Genomic DNA, 16042 nt, shown 5'->3' on the forward strand with positions numbered 1-16042 from the left:
GGTGCCGCGCGAATTCACCCGCCTGTGAGAACGGCGTCGGCGCGCGCTACCATAGTACAGTTGAGCGCCTGCCCCCGACGAACCACTATGCGCTGGCAAAGGACGTTGGCTGCGAGGAGGACGCATGGCTGGCGAACGGGAGCATATCCGCGAGATCGAGCAGGTCCTGTCCGGCGCCCGGTCGGCCCGGGACAATGTGGTGGTGCAGTCCTGGCTGCGCTGCGTCGACACGCATCGGCTCGATCCAGCGCGGCCTACGGAAGCCTACATCGTCCCGGACACCCAGCTGCGCGAGCACCGCGAGCAGTCCGAACGGCTGATCGCGATCGCCCGCAGCGGGCTGGAGACCTTGTTCAAGCAGGTGGCTGGCCAGAACTATGTGCTGCTTTTAGCCGATGCCAAGGGCGTGACCGTCGATTTCCTCGGCGACCCGTCCTTCATGGATCAGTTGCGCGCGGCCGGCCTCTATCTCGGTTCGGAGTGGTCCGAAAGCCGCACAGGCACCTGCGGCGTCGGCTCCTGCATCGTTACCGGCGAGGCAATGACGATCCACCAGACCGACCATTTCGACACCACCCACACGCCGCTCTCCTGCACGGCGGCGCCGATCTTCGACACCAAGGGCGAACTGACTGCCGTTCTGGACATTTCGCTGCTGCGTTCGCCGCAGCCGAAGGTCAGCCAGAACCTCGCCCTGCATCTGGTGACGGCGTCGGCGCGGCGCATCGAGCTCGCCAATCTCATGGCTCAGATGCGCTCCGACTGGGTATTGCGCTTTTCCCGCTCGCCGGAGTTCCTCGACGTCGATCCGGAGGCCGCCATCGCGCTCGATGCCTCCGGCCGCATCCTCGGCACCACGCGCGGCGCGGCGCTGCTTCTGGCGCAAGCCGGCGGCGTCGACTGGAAGTGCCTTTCGCCGATCGGCCAGCCGATCTCGCGCTATTTGGATATCGGCATCGATGACCTGCCGAACCTGACCCGCGGACGCCCCACCGAGGAACGGCTGGTGTTCGGCCGCAACGGCAGCGCCCTCTTCGCGCATGCGATCGAGCCGCAGCCGTCGAGCGGACGCCGAGCGCCCGTCGAGGTTTTGCCCAAACCGATCGCCGAGCTTTCCGGCGGCGACCCGGCCATGGCGGCAATGCAGCTCCGAGCCGCCAAGCTGGCCCGCACCACAATCCCGACGCTCATCCATGGCGAGACCGGCTCCGGCAAGGAATATCTCGCCCGCGCGCTGCATGACAGCTCCGGGCGCACGGGCCCGTTCGTGGCCATCAATTGCGCGGCGATTCCTGAGCATCTGATCGAGAGCGAACTGTTCGGGCACGCGGCGGGCGCCTTTACCGGCGCCACGGCCAAGGGGCGCAAAGGACTGATCGAAACCGCCGATGGCGGCACGCTGTTTCTCGACGAGATCGGCGACATGCCCTATCCGCTGCAGTCGCGCCTGCTGAGGGTGATCGCCGAGCGCGAACTGGTCCCGGTCGGCGGCACAGCACCCCGGCCCGTCGACATCAAGATCATCTCCGCCTCGCATCACGATCTTCACCATCGGGTTGCCGAGGGCCGTTTCCGTGAGGACCTGTATTACCGGCTGAACGCCGCCTCGCTGACCTTGCCGGCGCTGCGCGAACGCACCGATTTCGAATGGCTGCTGGAACGGCTGGTCAGCGAACGCGCGCATCGAGCCGGTCGGCCGGCAAGACTGTCGCCGGCGGCGCGTCTAGCGCTGATCCGCCATGGCTGGCCCGGCAACATCCGCGAACTCGTCAACGCCGTGGATCTGGCGGTTGCGCTTTGCGACGATGAGACGATCCAGCCAGCCGACCTGCCGGATTTCGCCGCGTCCAGCGCGGCACCTTCTGCGTCGTCCGCCAGCTTTGTCGCGCTTCGCGCCCCCTCTCCCGAGGAAGAGCGCACCGCCCTGCTCGCCGTGCTGGCTGCCACCGGCTGGAACATTTCCGAGGCTGCGCGGCGCCTCCGCGTCGACCGCACCACCGTGCATCGCCGCATGAAACGCCTGCGGCTGGAAGCCCCGAATTAAACACAACGCGCCCTGGTGTTGCAGGGCTGTGGCGCGCCGTGGCGCATGCAACACCAACGCAGCAGGCAAGACGACGGAAGAACGCCCTAACAGATTGTTTTCATTGCAATCGCGAATGAGCGCCACGGTTGGCACACTGCTTGCTGTTCATACCGGACTCTAGCAATCGGAGGAGAAAATGCTCGAGAGAACACCCACAACCAAGGCGCAGGCGCTGCTCGACAAGTTCGGCAAGGCGCTGGAGGCTGGCGACATCGATGCCGCTGCCAATTGCTTTCAGGAAGATTGCTACTGGCGGGATCTCGTCACCTTCACCTGGAACATCAAGACGATGGAGGGCCGCGACCAGATCCGCGACATGCTGAAGTCGACGCTGGCCGGCACCAAGCCGTCCGACTGGGCGGTGGCCAAGGGCGAGGAAGCGACCGAGGATGGCGGCATCATCACCGCTTGGATCACCTTTGAGACCAAGGTGGCGCGTGGCTTTGGCCTCGTGCGTTTCAAGGGCGATCTGATCTGGACGCTGCTGACCACCATTGCCGAGTTGAAGGGCCACGAGGAGAAAGCCGGCTTCACGCGCCCGCTCGGCGCCAAGCATGGCCACGGCAAGGACCGCAAGACGTGGCGCGAGGAACGCGACGACGAGATCGCCGAGCTCGGCCATTCCAAACAACCCTATGTTCTGATCATCGGCGGCGGCCAGGGCGGTATCGCGCTCGGCGCCCGGCTGAAGCAGCTCGGCGTGCCGGCCATCATCGTCGAGAAGAACGAGCGGCCGGGCGATTCCTGGCGCAAGCGCTACAAGTCGCTCTGCCTGCACGATCCGGTCTGGTACGATCACTTGCCCTATATCGACTTCCCGAAGAACTGGCCCGTTTTCGCGCCGAAGGACAAGATCGGCGACTGGTTGGAAATGTACACCAAGGTGATGGAGCTGAATTACTGGTCCTCCACTTCGGCGAAATCTGCCAAGTATGACGAAAAAACCAAGGAATGGACGGTCGTCGTCGAGCGCGATGGCAAGGAGATCACGCTGAAGCCGAAGCAACTGGTGCTGGCCACCGGCATGTCGGGCAAGGCAAACTGGCCGAAATACAGGGGCCAGGACGTCTTCAAGGGCGAGCAGCAGCACTCCTCGACCCATCCCGGCCCCGACAAGTACCGCGGCAAGAAGGTCGTGGTCATCGGCTCCAACAACTCGGCGCACGACATCTGCGCGGCATTGTGGGAAGGCGGCGCCGACATAACGATGGTGCAGCGTTCCTCCACCCATATCGTCAAGTCCGACACGCTGATGGATATCGGGCTGGGCGCGCTCTATTCCGAGCAGGCGGTGGAGAACGGCATGACGACACGCAAGGCCGACATGATCTTCGCCTCGCTGCCCTACCGCATCCTACACGAATTCCAGATCCCGCTTTACCAGCAGATGAAGGAGCGTGACGCCAAGTTCTACGAGGATTTGGAAAAAGCCGGCTTCATGCTCGACTGGGGCGATGACGGCTCAGGCTTGTTCATGAAGTATCTGCGCCGGGGCTCCGGCTATTACATCGACGTCGGCGCCTGCGACCTCGTCATCGACGGCTCGATCAAGCTCAAGAGCGGACCGGGTGCGGCGGTGGAGGAGCTCACGAAGACCGGTGTCAAATTCGTCGACGGCACGGAACTGCCGGCCGATCTGGTCATCTACGCCACCGGCTACGGCTCGATGAATGGTTGGGCGGCCGACCTCATCTCGCAGGAGGTGGCCGACAAGGTCGGCAAGGTCTGGGGCCTCGGCTCCAACACCACCAAGGATCCCGGTCCCTGGGAAGGCGAGCAGCGCAACATGTGGAAGCCGACGCAGCAGGAGGCGCTGTGGTTCCACGGCGGCAATCTGCACCAGTCGCGTCACTATTCGCAGTATCTGTCGCTGCAACTGAAGGCCAGGCAGGTTGGTTTGCCTACTCCGGTCTATGGGCTGCAGGAGGTCCATCACAAAGGCTAGTTGCCGCCTGTTTCATGACCACGGCAAGGGCGTTGCTCACGGCGCGCCTTTGCCCGCCGATCAGAGCTTGAGCCGAAAACGGTCGCGATGAGATGATACTGGCGAAGGAAAGGTGTTCGCTGCATCCATCCGCTCGATGGGCAACCAGACCATTTTGGCCGTCGAAGTAGAAACACATCGGCTTTCTCCTTCTTGGCTAAGGTGTGTTGAGATTCAGGTCAGGCCGAGCCGAAAACGGTGGTTTTCGAGAACCGGAGCGGAGCGTACTTAAAGTACGTGAGCACCGGAAGCGCAGGAAACCGGCGTTTGCAGGCCGGCCTGACCTGAATATCAACACACCTTAAGCCGCCTTGTCGGCCGCAAACCTTTCCACCACGCGCCGCAGCAGCGGCACGTAGTCGCGAAAGGCGCGCGTCTTCATGTCGGCGACCTTGCCGCCCTCGTCCCAGATGCGCACACGCACCGCTTCCTCGTGGAACGGATTCCGGCGGAATTCCGCCACCTCGTCGGCGCTCATCGGGCCGCCCTGCAGCGACAGCGTATGCACCGAGGCCGGCGAGAGCTTGCCGAAATAGGTCGGGTCAGTGGCGCAGAGATAGCGTTTTGCCGAGACGTGAAGCCTGACGCACTCGACGATCACCGGCGGGAAGAATGGCGCCAGCACCTCGCCGCCTGCTTCGTCATGATGCTTGTCCTCGACGTCATCAGGCGAATAGGTGCCGAACTCGCTGGTATAGTGGCCGATGTCGTGCAGCAGTGCTGCCGCCACCAGTTCTTCGGGCGCGCCGTCCTGCTCGGCAAGCCATGCACCCTGCAGCATGTGCTCCGACATGGTGACCGGCTCGCCGAGATAGGACTCCGCGCCCCGGCGTTCGAAGATGTCGGCGATGAACTCGACGATGTTGGCGCTGTTGAGCTCCTGCGGGTTCATTCCGCGGCCTCCTTGAACTGGTGCTCGATCGCCGCAAGCGTCGACAGCAGCCCGTCCTTGTCGGCGTAGCAACCTTGCAGCCAGCGCTTGCCCGATCCGGAAAACGCCTTGCGGGCATGCATGACGCGCGTGTTGTCGACGATGAAGGACTGCCCTGCCTCGAGCTTGAAGGTCACCTCGAAGGACGGATCCTCGATCAGTTCGGCGAACCGGCGGTAGGCCGCGTAATATCTGTCCATCTCGGCGAACGGCACGTCGACCGTCGGCGCCAGCGAGCGGTTGTTGAAGCGGATGCAGATCAGTTCGCCGTCCGGCCCGAGCTCGATCATCGGCCGCTTGGCCTGCAGCCGCACGCCGGAGGATCCGGCATACTCGAAACGCGCCGGGTAAGAGGACAGCAGCCGGAAACCTTCCGGGTTCTCGGCCTGAAGCGCTGCCGCCACGGCAAAGCCGTCGACCACGCTGGATTCGCCGCCATCCACCGTGTTCTCGACGCAGGCCAGTATCTGCAGCGTCGGCACCGGATCGCGGTATGGGTTGTCGGTATGCGCCTGCAGGCCGAGATTGGTGTAGGCGAGATTGCTTGGATTGACCTCGGCGCGTACGTCGAACCAGCGGCCGTAATTGGTCTCGCGGATATAACCGAAGAGATCGACGACCTTGCAGAGCGCACCCGACTCCGCCGGCAGCCCGTCCATGACGGCAAAGCCATAGGCCCTCACCGCCGAAAGCCATTCGCGCAGGACGTCGCTGTCATGAGCAGCGGCGGCATAGCCGGCACGCGGTACAGAATTCTGCATCGTCGCCCCGGTCCAGCGCCGGATGGCGTCGCCCGTCCACCCAGCTTTGCGCGACGCATCACGATCGTAAGCGTTGGCAGTCAGCCAGGCTGCCGGAAAACTGACCGTCTTCTGATCCGGCGCAAAGGTGATTTCGAGATCGCCATCCTTGATCGATGCCGCGCCGATCCGCGTCTCGGCTGGAATGTCGAGGATAGTGATCAGCCGCTGGCCGTTGCCGGCGCTGCGCGTCTTGTCGTCGAGCGCGTTGTCGCGCAGCCACATGGCATGGAACCTCGAGCGTGCCCCGCCCTTCCAGCCCAGTTCGATCGTTTTTCCTGCGTCGCCTATCAGCGCGTGGGTCAACATGAAGATGTGTTCCTGTCCGCTTCGTCCCGCGGCCCGATCCGCAGGACTATGATTGCATGTTGATCGTGCGACAGGCATAACTCAAATTATCATTTTTTGGCCAATGGCTATAAAATTCTAATGTCTGCGAAAACCGTTCCAATGCTCCCTCCGCTCGACTGGCTGCGCAGTTTCGAGGCGGCGGCGCGGCTGTCCAACTTCACCGCCGCCGCTGCCGAACTCGGCCTGACGCAGGCCGCCGTCAGCCAGCACATCCGCGCCCTGGAAGAGCGGCTGAAGACCCGCCTGTTCCAGCGCCTGGCGCGCGGCGTCGCGCTGTCGCCGGAAGGTGCGGCCTATCTGCCGCACATCCAGTCGGCATTCGCCACCATCGGCAACAGCACGAGCGAGCTGTTCGAACCGCGTGCGCTGCAGACCGTGACCATCCGCGTTCCGATCTCCTTTGCCCTGCTGATGCTGGTCCCAGCCCTGCCCGATCTGGCAACGGCGCTGCCGCAGATCCAGCTCGATCTGGTCACCATTCACCGGCCGGCCGACTACGATCAGCCGGGCTCGGCGCTCGACATCCGCTTCGGCAACGGCGCCTTTCCGGGGCGCGAGGCCGACCGGCTGACCGCCGAGCACCTTGTTCCGGTCGCCGCCCCAGCCCTTGCCGGCGATGCCGAATGGATGTCGCGGCCGCTGCTGCTGGTCGCCGGCGCGCGCGAAATGTGGGCGGAATGGTTCGCCGCCGCCGGGTTGTCCGGACATTCCCGGCGCTCGCACCGCTTCGACAGTTTTGTCGCCGCCATGGAAGCGGCAAAGGCCGGCGCCGGCGTCCTGCTCGGCTCGCGTCCGCTCATTGACAAAGCGCTTGATGGCGGTGTGCTGGTCAGGCTCGCCGACTTCGAGCTTTCCAGCCCATCGGGCCATTTCCTGACCCGTGCGGCATCCTCGCGTCTGACCGCTGCGGAACAGGATGTTCGCCGCTGGCTTCTGTCGCGTGTTGCCGGTCTTGCCGGGTAATGTTGCTATCGCCCGGGAGGCCCGATCCGCTTCCAGTAGACCAGCGTGCCGGTCAGCCCGCCATGCGGCTTCAAAGCAAAGTCCGGGATCTCGCCGGTGAGCGAAAAACCGAGTTTCTCATAGAGGCCGGAAGCGCCCTCCTCGCTCGCCGTGTCCAGCACCAAAAGCGTCTTGCCTTTCTCGACGGCAAGGGTTTCCGCTGCCCGCATCAATCGGGTCGCGATGCCTTGTCCGCGGCGGTCGAGCCTGGTCATCAGCTTGGCGATCTCGGCGCGATGTGGCTGGTTGGGCGGATAGTCGAGGAGCAAGGTGACGGTGCCGGCAAGGACATCGCCGTCCCATGCGCCGAGCACGGATCTTTCGCCACGCGCCGCCGCGGCAAGCGACTTGCGCCAGAAGTCTTTGGCCATATCGGGCGACAGCGGATGCATGAAACTGACCGATCCGCCGGCGGCGACCGTTTCGATCAACAGCTCGGCGAGGATGGCCGTGGTCGCCGCGTCGCCGGTCAGCGGCCTGATTTCGAGGGCGTCGATAGTGTTGCGTGCCATGGATTGGGTCCGGCTCTCTGCTATTCGAAATGGCTGATCCGCCGATGGCGCCGCGCCCGGCGGATCTCCGCGACCCGCTCGGCATCTTCCTCGCTGAGATGACGCCCGCGTTCCAGGATCTCGAGCGTGTATTCTTCGTAAGTGAGACCGAGCCGTTCGGCCCGCTCCAGGCGCATCAGCATGATCGTGTGGCTCGGCGCCTTCCAGGCCTTGTCATGCGCGGCGCGCCAGGCAAGGAAGAGATAGGCGTCGCCCTTGCCCCAGGGCGGGCCGTCATAGTCCTCGAGCGGCGGCCCGCCATTGTGCGAGCGTTTCGGTCGGCGCGGCATCGAGGTCAGTCCCTGACCAGCGCCACGAGATAGTCGGCCGCCTTCGGTCCAGGGGCATGGAAGGTGCAGTCCGACGGCGCGCCGAGCGCCAGGCAGTCGCCGGGCTCCAGCTTGTGAACGACATCGCCCTCGGTGAAGTCGAGGCGGCCGTCGATCAGCCAGATCTGCTGCTTGATGAAGGCATAGGATGCCGCGGGCAAGCTCACCTTGGCCCCGGCCGGCAGGCTGACCCTGATCAGCTCCAGCGGCATCTGCGAGATCGGCGACAGGTGCCGCCTGATATAGCCGGTCTGGGGGTCCTGCCACACCGGCTGGTCGGCCTTGCGCAAAAGCCCGCCACCTTGCATTTCAGCCCTGGCGATCAACGTCGACAAAGTCATGCCGAAGGCCGCCGCGATGCGCACCAGGAGCACGGCGGTTGGACTGGTCATGCCGCGTTCGATCGCGCTCAGCATGGCTTTCGAAACACCGGAGCGCTCGGCAAGCTCGGCAAGCGACCAGTTCCGCATCGTCCTTTCGGTGTGGATCCGCCTGCCTATGGTCGCAGCTATTTCATTCGATATATCATTCATACGTCCAATATATCGAAATCTCATCGATTGGAAAGTGCCCGGTTCGATCGAATTGCGTGGGCCGCCTTAACGCCGCCTACACCATCAGACCTCACGTGACTTTAACCCCGATTGGCTAGGGTCGACGCTCCAGGGGAATGGGATCGGATCACCGATGTTTGTCGAACGTGAAGCCTCCGTGGGCGAACTGACTTCTCAGGAACGGCGTGAGGTTGACCAGGACGATAGCCGAATTCTAGGCAATGTCGTTCAGTGCGACGGCGCCCGCGCCACCATCAGCGCCTACGCCGAGGATGCCGACGGCGCGGTGACCGGCCAGTGGACCGTCGGCAGGATGATCTCGATCAACCTCGGCACCGCGCGCACGGTCGGCCTGGTTTACGAGATCGGCAAGTCCGATCGCGCCTGGAGCAATGAGGGCCAGAATCCGATCGAGGTCAGTGTCGAGCTGATCGGCGAGGTGCGAGAAGGCGCACAGCCGGGCGCCAAGCCGGTCTTCGATCGAGGCATCACCATCTATCCGCATATCGGCGCCGTTGCGCACCGCATCCGCAGCCGCGACCTGCAGGCGGTCTACGATCTCGCTGGTCGTCATTCGGTCACCATCGGCAAGCTGTCGCAGGATGAGGCGATCGACGCCAATATCGCCATCGACGACACGCTTGCGCGCCATTTCGCCATCGTCGGGACCACCGGCGTCGGCAAATCCACCGCTGTCTCGCTTTTGCTGCGCAAGTCCATCGAGGCGCGGCCGGACCTGCGCGTGCTCATCCTCGACCCGCACAACGAATTCGCCGCCTCGCTGCCGGAATATTGCGTCAAGGTCGATTCCAAGACGCTCGACCTGCCGTTCTGGATGTTCAGGCTGGAGGAATTCGCAGAAGTCCTGTTTCGTGGCCGCGAGACCGTGCCGGAAGAAGTCGATGTCCTGCGCGACCTGATCCCCGCCGCCAAGAACCTCTATCGCAACCCGAATTCCGGCACCTATATCAGGCGCGGCAGCGACGCGCTGACGGCCGACACGCCGGTGCCCTACCGTATCGCCGATCTCATCAAGCAGATCGACGAGCGCATGGGCATGCTGGAAAGCAAGAATGACCGCCCGGCGCTGAAATCGCTGAAGACGCGCATCGAATCGGCGGCAGCCGACCCGCGCTATCGCTTCATGTTCAATTCGCGCCTGATCGAGGACACGATCCACGAAACGATCGGCAACATCTTCCGCGTTCCCAGCCACGGCCGCCCGGTGACCTGCTTCGAGATGGCGGGCATGCCGTCCGAAGTGGTGAATTCCGTCTGCTCGGTGCTGGCGCGCCTGGCCTTTGACCTTGCGCTATGGAGCGAGGGCAGGCTGCGGCTGCTGCTGCTTTGCGAGGAGGCCCATCGCTATATGCCCGCCGATGCGCGCCTCGGCTTCGCGCCGACCAGGCACGCGCTGTCGCGCATTGCCAAGGAAGGCCGAAAATATGGCTGCTACCTCGGTGTTGTCACCCAGCGCCCGGGCGAGCTCGACCCGACTATCCTGTCGCAGTGCTCGACCTTCTTCGCCATGCGCCTCGCCAACGAGCAGGACCAGGCCATCATCCGCTCGGCGATAGCCGACTCCTCGGCCTCGACGCTGGCCTTCCTGTCCTCGATGGGCCAGCGCGAAGCCATCGCCTTCGGCGAGGGTGTGGCGACGACCATGCGGCTGAAATTCGAAAAGCTGGCGCAGGAGTTCATTCCGGGCACCCAGAAAGGCGAACAGACCGAAGCGTCCATCGACGGCAACGATGTCGACCTAGCCATGATCGTCGAGCGCCTGCGCAACGTGCCGAAGCCCCAGCAGTCCATGGCCTTCGCCGAAGTGGTGGATTCCTCGCGTCAGGCCGGCGACCCGGACTACAAGAAGCCGGCCGCCGCTACGCGTGCGCAGCCCGACGACGACTTCGACACACGCTACGGCCTGAAGCCCTCGACCTTCGGCATGCGCCAATTCAACGATTGAGAGCGCTCACCTCTTAAATTGCCTCCGATCCTCTTGGGTAAATCCCGCCAGGAAATTCGTCAGGCTGAGCCGGCTGAAGTTACCTTCGAGAACCGGAGCGGAGCGGACATTCAAGTCCGTGAGCACCGGAAGCGCAGAGGGTGGCTTCAGACGGCCAGCCTCACGAATTTAAAGGTGGGATTTTAGGCGCAGACGCGGTTGCGGCCTTGCTTTTTCGCCTCGTAGAGCTGGCGGTCGGCGCGGCGGTAAAAATCCTCGGCGCTTTCCTTGTGGTCCCAGACGGCGAGACCGACGCTGGTGGTGACCTTCAGCCGCACATTGCCCGACATGATGGACATGCCGGCGATCGCCTTGCGGATGCGCTCGGCGAACCTGCCGAGCAGCTCGATCTCCATATTGGGCGTGACGACGGCGAACTCCTCGCCGCCCAGGCGCGCCACCACGTCGTGATAGCGCGTCATGCCTCTCAGGCATGTCGCGACCGCCCTCAGCACCTCGTCGCCGACATCGTGGCCGTGCGTATCGTTGACCTGCTTGAAATGGTCGAGGTCCAGGATCATCAGCCCGATCGGCCTGTCTATGCGCCGGAATTCCTCGAGATATTCGCGCAGTGCGTCGTCGAAATAGCGACGGTTCTGCATGCCGGTCAGGCCATCGGTGAGCGCTGCCTGCTCCAGCGTCTGCGAACGGGCGCTGAGCGACACGGTCATGGCGCGCAGCTTGCCTTCCTCGCGCACCTGGCCACGGATCAGCGGATAGATGAAAAAGACGCCGAAGAACAAAGCCGTCGCCAGCAAGGCTCCGGTCCCGAACAGCAATTTGTTGAGATAGACGATCTTGCCGATGCGGGATGCGGAGTCGAGATCGGTGGCGATGCCCTGCAACTGCGTATAGGCGTAGGCCGTCACCAGGCCGGCTGCCAGGATCACAAAAATGAAGACAAAAAAAGCGGATTCCGCCTTATGAAAACGCATCAACTCCCCGCGGCACTGCAACCTCGAAGGTTATGGCATGGCCGGCCTTACGGCGGGGTTAACCCGGACAACCCTGGCGGGAAGTTGAACGAAATATTCTAAGTTTCTGATTGAAAATGGTATTACCCGGTTAGGATCGCCGATACGTCGCCCGGCTGGAGCCTGCGCCACTCCGATCCCAGTTGATGCCTAAACCATGTACTCTGCCGCTTGGCATATTGCCGGGTCGCAATCTTCGCGCGCTCGATTGCTTCGGGAAAAGCCAACTGCCCGCCCATTGCCGCCTGCAACTCGCGCACGCCGATCGCTTTCATCGCCGGCAGGGCCGGATCGAGGTCGAGCGCCGTGAGGTGCCGAACCTCGTCGAGCGCGCCCTTGTCGAGCATCTGGTCGAAACGCGTCTCGATGCGCCGCACCAGCTCCGCCCGGTCGGGCTCGATCACCATGAAGCGCGCGCTGTCGCGGTCGATCAGCGGCCGGCCGCGCGCCGCCTGCCAGTCGAGGATGGAACGCCCCGAGGCATCGAGCACTTCCAGCGCCCGCACAATGCGCTGACTGTCGGTGGCCTTAAGCTGCATGGCGACCGCCGAATCCTCGCGCATCAGCAGACGATGCAGCCTTTCGGCGCCTTGTTCCTTGAGCTCATAGCGCCAGCGGTCGCGCACCGCCTGTGGAATGTCGGGCATGTCCGAAATGCCCTCGGCCAGCGCGCGGAAGTAAAGCCCGGTGCCGCCGACGAATATCACGGGACGATCCGACAACACGCCATCGTCGATCAGCTTCGTCACGTCGCGCAGCCAGGCGCCGGTGGAATAGGCCGTCGAGGGATGCACATGGCCATAAAGCAAATGCGGCGCGCGCGCCATTTCGGCGGCGCTCGGCCGCGCTGTCAGAACGTCGAGCACGGAATAGCCCTGCATGGAATCGGTGTTGACGATGACGCCGCCTTTGCGTTCGGCGAGATCGAGCGCCAGCGCCGACTTGCCGCTTGCGGTCGGCCCGGCTATCAGGATCGCGTTTTTCACGCGGCCTTCGCCCGCCTGCCTGCCGGAATTGTCGATGCTGTTGATCGCCACGCTCGTGTCCCGTCCCGAAGCCCGCTCCGTGCCGGCCTCGCTAGCGAATATGGCCTCGCGGGCCGTCGGCGCAAGCGCCGTTCGGTGGCTGGCCGAAGACGTCGCCTGCGATCTCACCCTGCCGGAAGGACCAGATGCCGGCGAACTGACGGCCAAACTGCGCGCGGCACTGGCCTCAGAACCCGTCGATGTCATCGTCCAACCGGCCGACGGCAGGCGAAAGAAGATCCTGCTGGCAGACATGGATTCGACCATGATCGACCAGGAATGCATCGACGAGCTGGCAGACGAGATCGGCGTCAAGGACCATGTCGCGCAAATAACCGCGCGCTCGATGAATGGCGAGATCGCCTTCGAGCCCGCCTTGCGCGAGCGCGTCGCCTTGCTGAAGGGCCTCGACACCGGCGTGGTCGATCGCATCATCGCCGGCCGGCTGACGCTCGCCGCCGGCGGCCGCGCCCTGGTGCAAACCATGCGCGCCAACGGCGCGTGGACGGCGCTCGTCTCCGGCGGCTTCGACGTCTTCACCAGCCGCATCGCCGCCATGCTGGGTTTTCAGGAGAACCGAGCCAACCGCTTGCTCGAGGACGATGGGAAATTCACCGGCATGGTGGCCGAGCCGATCCTCGGCCGCGCCGCCAAGGCCGAGGCCCTCATCGACATCGCGGCCAGGTTTGGCCTGACGAGCGGGGACGCCATTGCCGTCGGCGACGGCGCGAACGACCTCGACATGATCCGCCTTGCCGGGACGGGGATCGCGCTGCACGCCAAGCCGTCCGTGGCGGCACAGGCCAAGGTGCGCATCGACCATGCCGACCTGACCGCCCTGCTCTATCTGCAGGGCTATCGCCGCGAGGAGTTCGCCAAGTGAGACCCATTCGAACCGAGCGCTTGATCCTGCGCAACTGGGAAGATCGCGACCGCGAGCTCTTCCACCGCATCAACTCCGACGAACGCGTCATGGAGTTCTTCCCGTTCCGGCGTGACCGCGCGACCGCCGACGCCAAGATGGACGAACTCCGCGGCTGGATCGACGAAGACGGCTACGGCTTCGCCGCCGCCGAGATCGCGGCCACCGGCGAATGCATCGGCTTCGTCGGTCTCCTGGATACGGATGATGTGCCATCGCTGCCGGACGGCGCGATCGAGATCGGCTGGCGGCTGGCGCCGGAATTCTGGGGCAAGGGCTATGTCACAGAGGCCTCGGAAGCCTGGCTCGCCTTCGGCTTCGAAACGCTGGCCGTCGACGAGGTCGTTTCCTTCGCGGTTGCCGAAAACCATCGCTCGACCGCGGTGATGAAGCGGCTCGGCATGCACGCCGATCCCGCCAACGACTTCGATCATCCCGACATCCCGGACAGCCACCCTCAGCTCAAGCGGCATGTCCTCTACAGGCTGAAGCGCAAGGAATGGCAGGCAAGAAAAAAGGCGGCTCAATAGCCGCCTTTTTCTTTTCAAACCAAGCGGTTGCCGACCTTCTGCGACTCAATCCATCCGGATCGTCACGAAGCGCAGCTCGCCGGTCTTCGAGGCCAGCATCAGGAGCGCGTTCTTGCGGCCCTGCTCCTTCAGCGCGCCGATCCGGTCCATCACGTCCTTCGGCGTGGCGACCGATTCCTGCGCGATCTCGGTGATCACCTCGCCCGGCTGGATGCCGCGCTCGGCGGCGGCCGAATCCTTGGCGACGTCGGTGACGACGACGCCCGACACATCGGCGGCGATGCCGAATTTCTGCCGTGTAGCATCGTCAAGCTCGCCGATCGTCATGCCGAGCACCGAAGCAGTCGAGACCGCTGGCGCCTTGTCGCCATTGTCCTGATCGGTGGTGGTGCCGTTCTCGCCGCTGGCGAGCTTCTCGCCATCCTCGAGTCGGCCCAGCGTGACCTTGACCGTCTGCTCGACGCCCTTGCGCACGATGACGACGTCGACTGCCTTGCCGACCGGGCTTTCGGCGACGACGCGGGGCAGGTCGCGCATCTCGTGGATGTCCTTGCCGTCGAACTTGATGATGACGTCGCCGGCCTGGACCGAACCGTTGTCGACCGGGCCGCCCTTGATGACGCCGGCCACCAGCGCGCCCTTGGCGGTCGCCATGCCGAGGCTTTCGGCGATGTCGTCGGTCACCGGCTGGATGCGCACGCCGAGCCAGCCGCGCCGCGTCTCGCCAAATTGGCGGAGCTGGTCGACCACGCCGGCGGCGAGCTGCGAGGGGATCGAGAAGCCGATGCCGATCGAGCCGCCCGACGGCGAGATGATCGCCGTGTTGATGCCGATGACCTCGCCCTGGTCGTTGAACAGCGGACCGCCGGAATTGCCGCGGTTGATGGCAGCGTCGGTCTGGATGAAATCGTCATAGGGGCCGGAGTTGATGTCGCGGTTGCGTGCCGAGACGATGCCGACCGTCACCGTGCCGCCGAGGCCGAACGGATTGCCGATCGCCATCACCCAGTCGCCGACGCGCATCTTGGTGGAATCGCCGAACTTCACCGCCGTCAGCTTGTGGCCCTTGGGCTCGACCTTCAGCACGGCGACATCGGTCTTGGTGTCGGTGCCGACAAGCTTCGCCTTCAGCGTCACGCCGTCGGAGAAATTGACCTCGATGTCGTCGGCATCGGCAATGACGTGGTTGTTGGTCACCACGATGCCCTGGTCGGCGTCGATGACGAAGCCGGAGCCGAGCGACTGCACCTTCTGCGCAGCGCCGCCCTTGTCGCCGCCGCGGTTCTTGAAGAAATCGTCGAAGAAGTCCTGGAACGGCGAGCCCTCGGGCAGTTGCGGCATCGGCACCGCGCCCGGCCCTTCCGTGCCCTTCACCGTCTGCGAGGTCGAGATGTTGACCACAGCACCCAGCAGGCGCTCAGCCAGATCGGCGACCGAAGGCGGACCGTCTGAGGCGATGGTCGGCGTGACGAAAGACGGAACGGCAACGATGCCGACCACGAAGGCCGTGGCGCCGGCGAAAAGCGTGCGACGCGCCGCGCGCAAAAAGGTCTCGGATGTCATCGTGGCCTCCCGGTATGTCTGAAAAGGACAGGCGTTTTCCGCAAAGGCGCCCATCGGCTCATGTTGGCAAGAAATAAGGCACGTTTGCGGCTATGGCTATCTAAAGCAACTCCAGGAAAAAGTGTGAAACGGTTTTCCGTCCGGAATTGCGCCAAACAAAGAACTGGAGCGGTTCGCCGTTTCCGTGGAAACGGTGAGCCGATCCAGGATAAATCGTCGACGGTTGCGTCACCAATAAATTCAGTCAACCGCGCACCAGCCAGACGACGGCGACACCGACGGCGATCGCCGCCAGTCCGCCGATGCGAAGGGCATTTTCCGGCATCGACAGCACTTCGCTCGCCAGTTTCCGGGCAAGGCCCGGAAACCCGCCATAGATCAGGCCTTCGATCACGAAGACCAGGCCGATTGCCGCCAGAAAATCCTGCACCGCCC

At 64.1% G+C, this 16042-nt stretch carries 15 protein-coding genes; 6 read left to right on the forward strand and 9 right to left on the reverse strand.

The genetic code is table 11. The features are described from left to right. Positions 1-124: 124 nt before the first annotated feature. Together FJ988_RS18455 and FJ988_RS18460 are read left to right on the forward strand one after the other, a co-directional pair. Positions 125-2044, forward strand: a complete 1920-nt coding sequence (locus FJ988_RS18455) for a sigma-54-dependent Fis family transcriptional regulator (RefSeq protein WP_140819773.1) — start codon at positions 125-127, stop codon at positions 2042-2044. Positions 2045-2222: 178 nt separating this feature from the next. Further along, positions 2223-4031 (forward strand): NAD(P)/FAD-dependent oxidoreductase, encoded by a 1809-nt coding sequence (locus FJ988_RS18460; protein WP_140819774.1) that lies wholly within the window; start codon positions 2223-2225, stop codon positions 4029-4031. Between the two features lie 340 nt (positions 4032-4371). Here FJ988_RS18460 and FJ988_RS18465 read toward each other — a convergent pair whose 3' ends face one another. Beyond that, entirely contained in the window at positions 4372-4962 is a 591-nt protein-coding gene (locus tag FJ988_RS18465) for an HD domain-containing protein (protein WP_140819775.1), read from the reverse strand. After that, on the reverse strand, positions 4959-6110 hold the full coding sequence (locus FJ988_RS18470; RefSeq protein WP_140819776.1) for a gamma-butyrobetaine dioxygenase: 1152 nt from the start codon (positions 6108-6110) through the stop codon (positions 4959-4961). Before FJ988_RS18470 ends, FJ988_RS18465 begins: the two co-directional genes overlap by 4 nt. A 120-nt stretch (positions 6111-6230) precedes the next feature. Between FJ988_RS18470 and FJ988_RS18475 the strand changes: the two genes are divergently transcribed. After that, complete coding sequence (locus FJ988_RS18475; RefSeq protein WP_140819777.1) at positions 6231-7115, forward strand: LysR family transcriptional regulator; 885 nt, start codon at positions 6231-6233, stop codon at positions 7113-7115. A gap of 5 nt (positions 7116-7120) precedes the next feature. Here the strand turns inward: FJ988_RS18475 and FJ988_RS18480 are convergent, their stop codons facing one another. From FJ988_RS18480 to FJ988_RS18490, 3 genes are read right to left on the reverse strand one after another with little or no spacing between them, the layout of a single operon-like run. Further along, on the reverse strand, positions 7121-7666 hold the full coding sequence (locus tag FJ988_RS18480; protein WP_181183580.1) for a GNAT family N-acetyltransferase: 546 nt from the start codon (positions 7664-7666) through the stop codon (positions 7121-7123). Positions 7667-7686: 20 nt separating this feature from the next. Next, a complete protein-coding gene (locus FJ988_RS18485; RefSeq protein WP_140819778.1) occupies positions 7687-7995 on the reverse strand; it encodes a hypothetical protein in 309 nt (102 codons plus the stop codon). Positions 7996-8000: 5 nt separating this feature from the next. Continuing rightward, entirely contained in the window at positions 8001-8567 is a 567-nt protein-coding gene (locus tag FJ988_RS18490) for a helix-turn-helix domain-containing protein (RefSeq protein ID WP_140819779.1), read from the reverse strand. Positions 8568-8721: 154 nt separating this feature from the next. Here FJ988_RS18490 and FJ988_RS18495 point away from each other — a divergent pair, with 154 nt between their 5' ends. Further along, positions 8722-10554, forward strand: coding sequence for an ATP-binding protein (locus tag FJ988_RS18495; RefSeq protein WP_140819780.1), 1833 nt, complete (start codon positions 8722-8724; stop codon positions 10552-10554). A gap of 182 nt (positions 10555-10736) precedes the next feature. Here FJ988_RS18495 and FJ988_RS18500 read toward each other — a convergent pair whose 3' ends face one another. Next, positions 10737-11528: a GGDEF domain-containing protein gene (locus tag FJ988_RS18500; protein WP_140819781.1), complete on the reverse strand. Its 792-nt coding sequence runs from the start codon at positions 11526-11528 to the stop codon at positions 10737-10739. 122 nt (positions 11529-11650) lie between these two features. Then, entirely contained in the window at positions 11651-12598 is a 948-nt protein-coding gene (miaA, locus tag FJ988_RS18505) for a tRNA (adenosine(37)-N6)-dimethylallyltransferase MiaA (RefSeq protein WP_140819875.1), read from the reverse strand. On the opposite strand from miaA, the gene serB reads away from it, so the two are divergent. Further along, on the forward strand, positions 12588-13475 hold the full coding sequence (serB, locus tag FJ988_RS18510; RefSeq protein ID WP_140819782.1) for a phosphoserine phosphatase SerB: 888 nt from the start codon (positions 12588-12590) through the stop codon (positions 13473-13475). The two genes, miaA and serB, sit on opposite strands and share 11 nt — an antisense overlap. Further along, positions 13472-14044, forward strand: coding sequence for a GNAT family N-acetyltransferase (locus FJ988_RS18515; protein ID WP_140819783.1), 573 nt, complete (start codon positions 13472-13474; stop codon positions 14042-14044). The genes serB and FJ988_RS18515 overlap by 4 nt, the downstream gene beginning before the upstream one ends. Positions 14045-14089: 45 nt before the next feature. Here FJ988_RS18515 and FJ988_RS18520 read toward each other — a convergent pair whose 3' ends face one another. Beyond that, the gene (locus FJ988_RS18520; protein ID WP_140819784.1) at positions 14090-15607 is read right to left on the reverse strand and encodes a DegQ family serine endoprotease; all 1518 of its coding nucleotides are present in this window, start codon (positions 15605-15607) and stop codon (positions 14090-14092) included. A gap of 244 nt (positions 15608-15851) precedes the next feature. Next, complete coding sequence (locus FJ988_RS18525; protein WP_140819785.1) at positions 15852-16037, reverse strand: DUF2065 family protein; 186 nt, start codon at positions 16035-16037, stop codon at positions 15852-15854. Between the last annotated feature and the right edge of the window lie 5 nt (positions 16038-16042).

It is taken from the genome of Mesorhizobium sp. CU3 (assembly GCF_006442965.1).
In the GTDB taxonomy this organism is placed as follows: Bacteria; Pseudomonadota; Alphaproteobacteria; order Rhizobiales; family Rhizobiaceae; genus Mesorhizobium.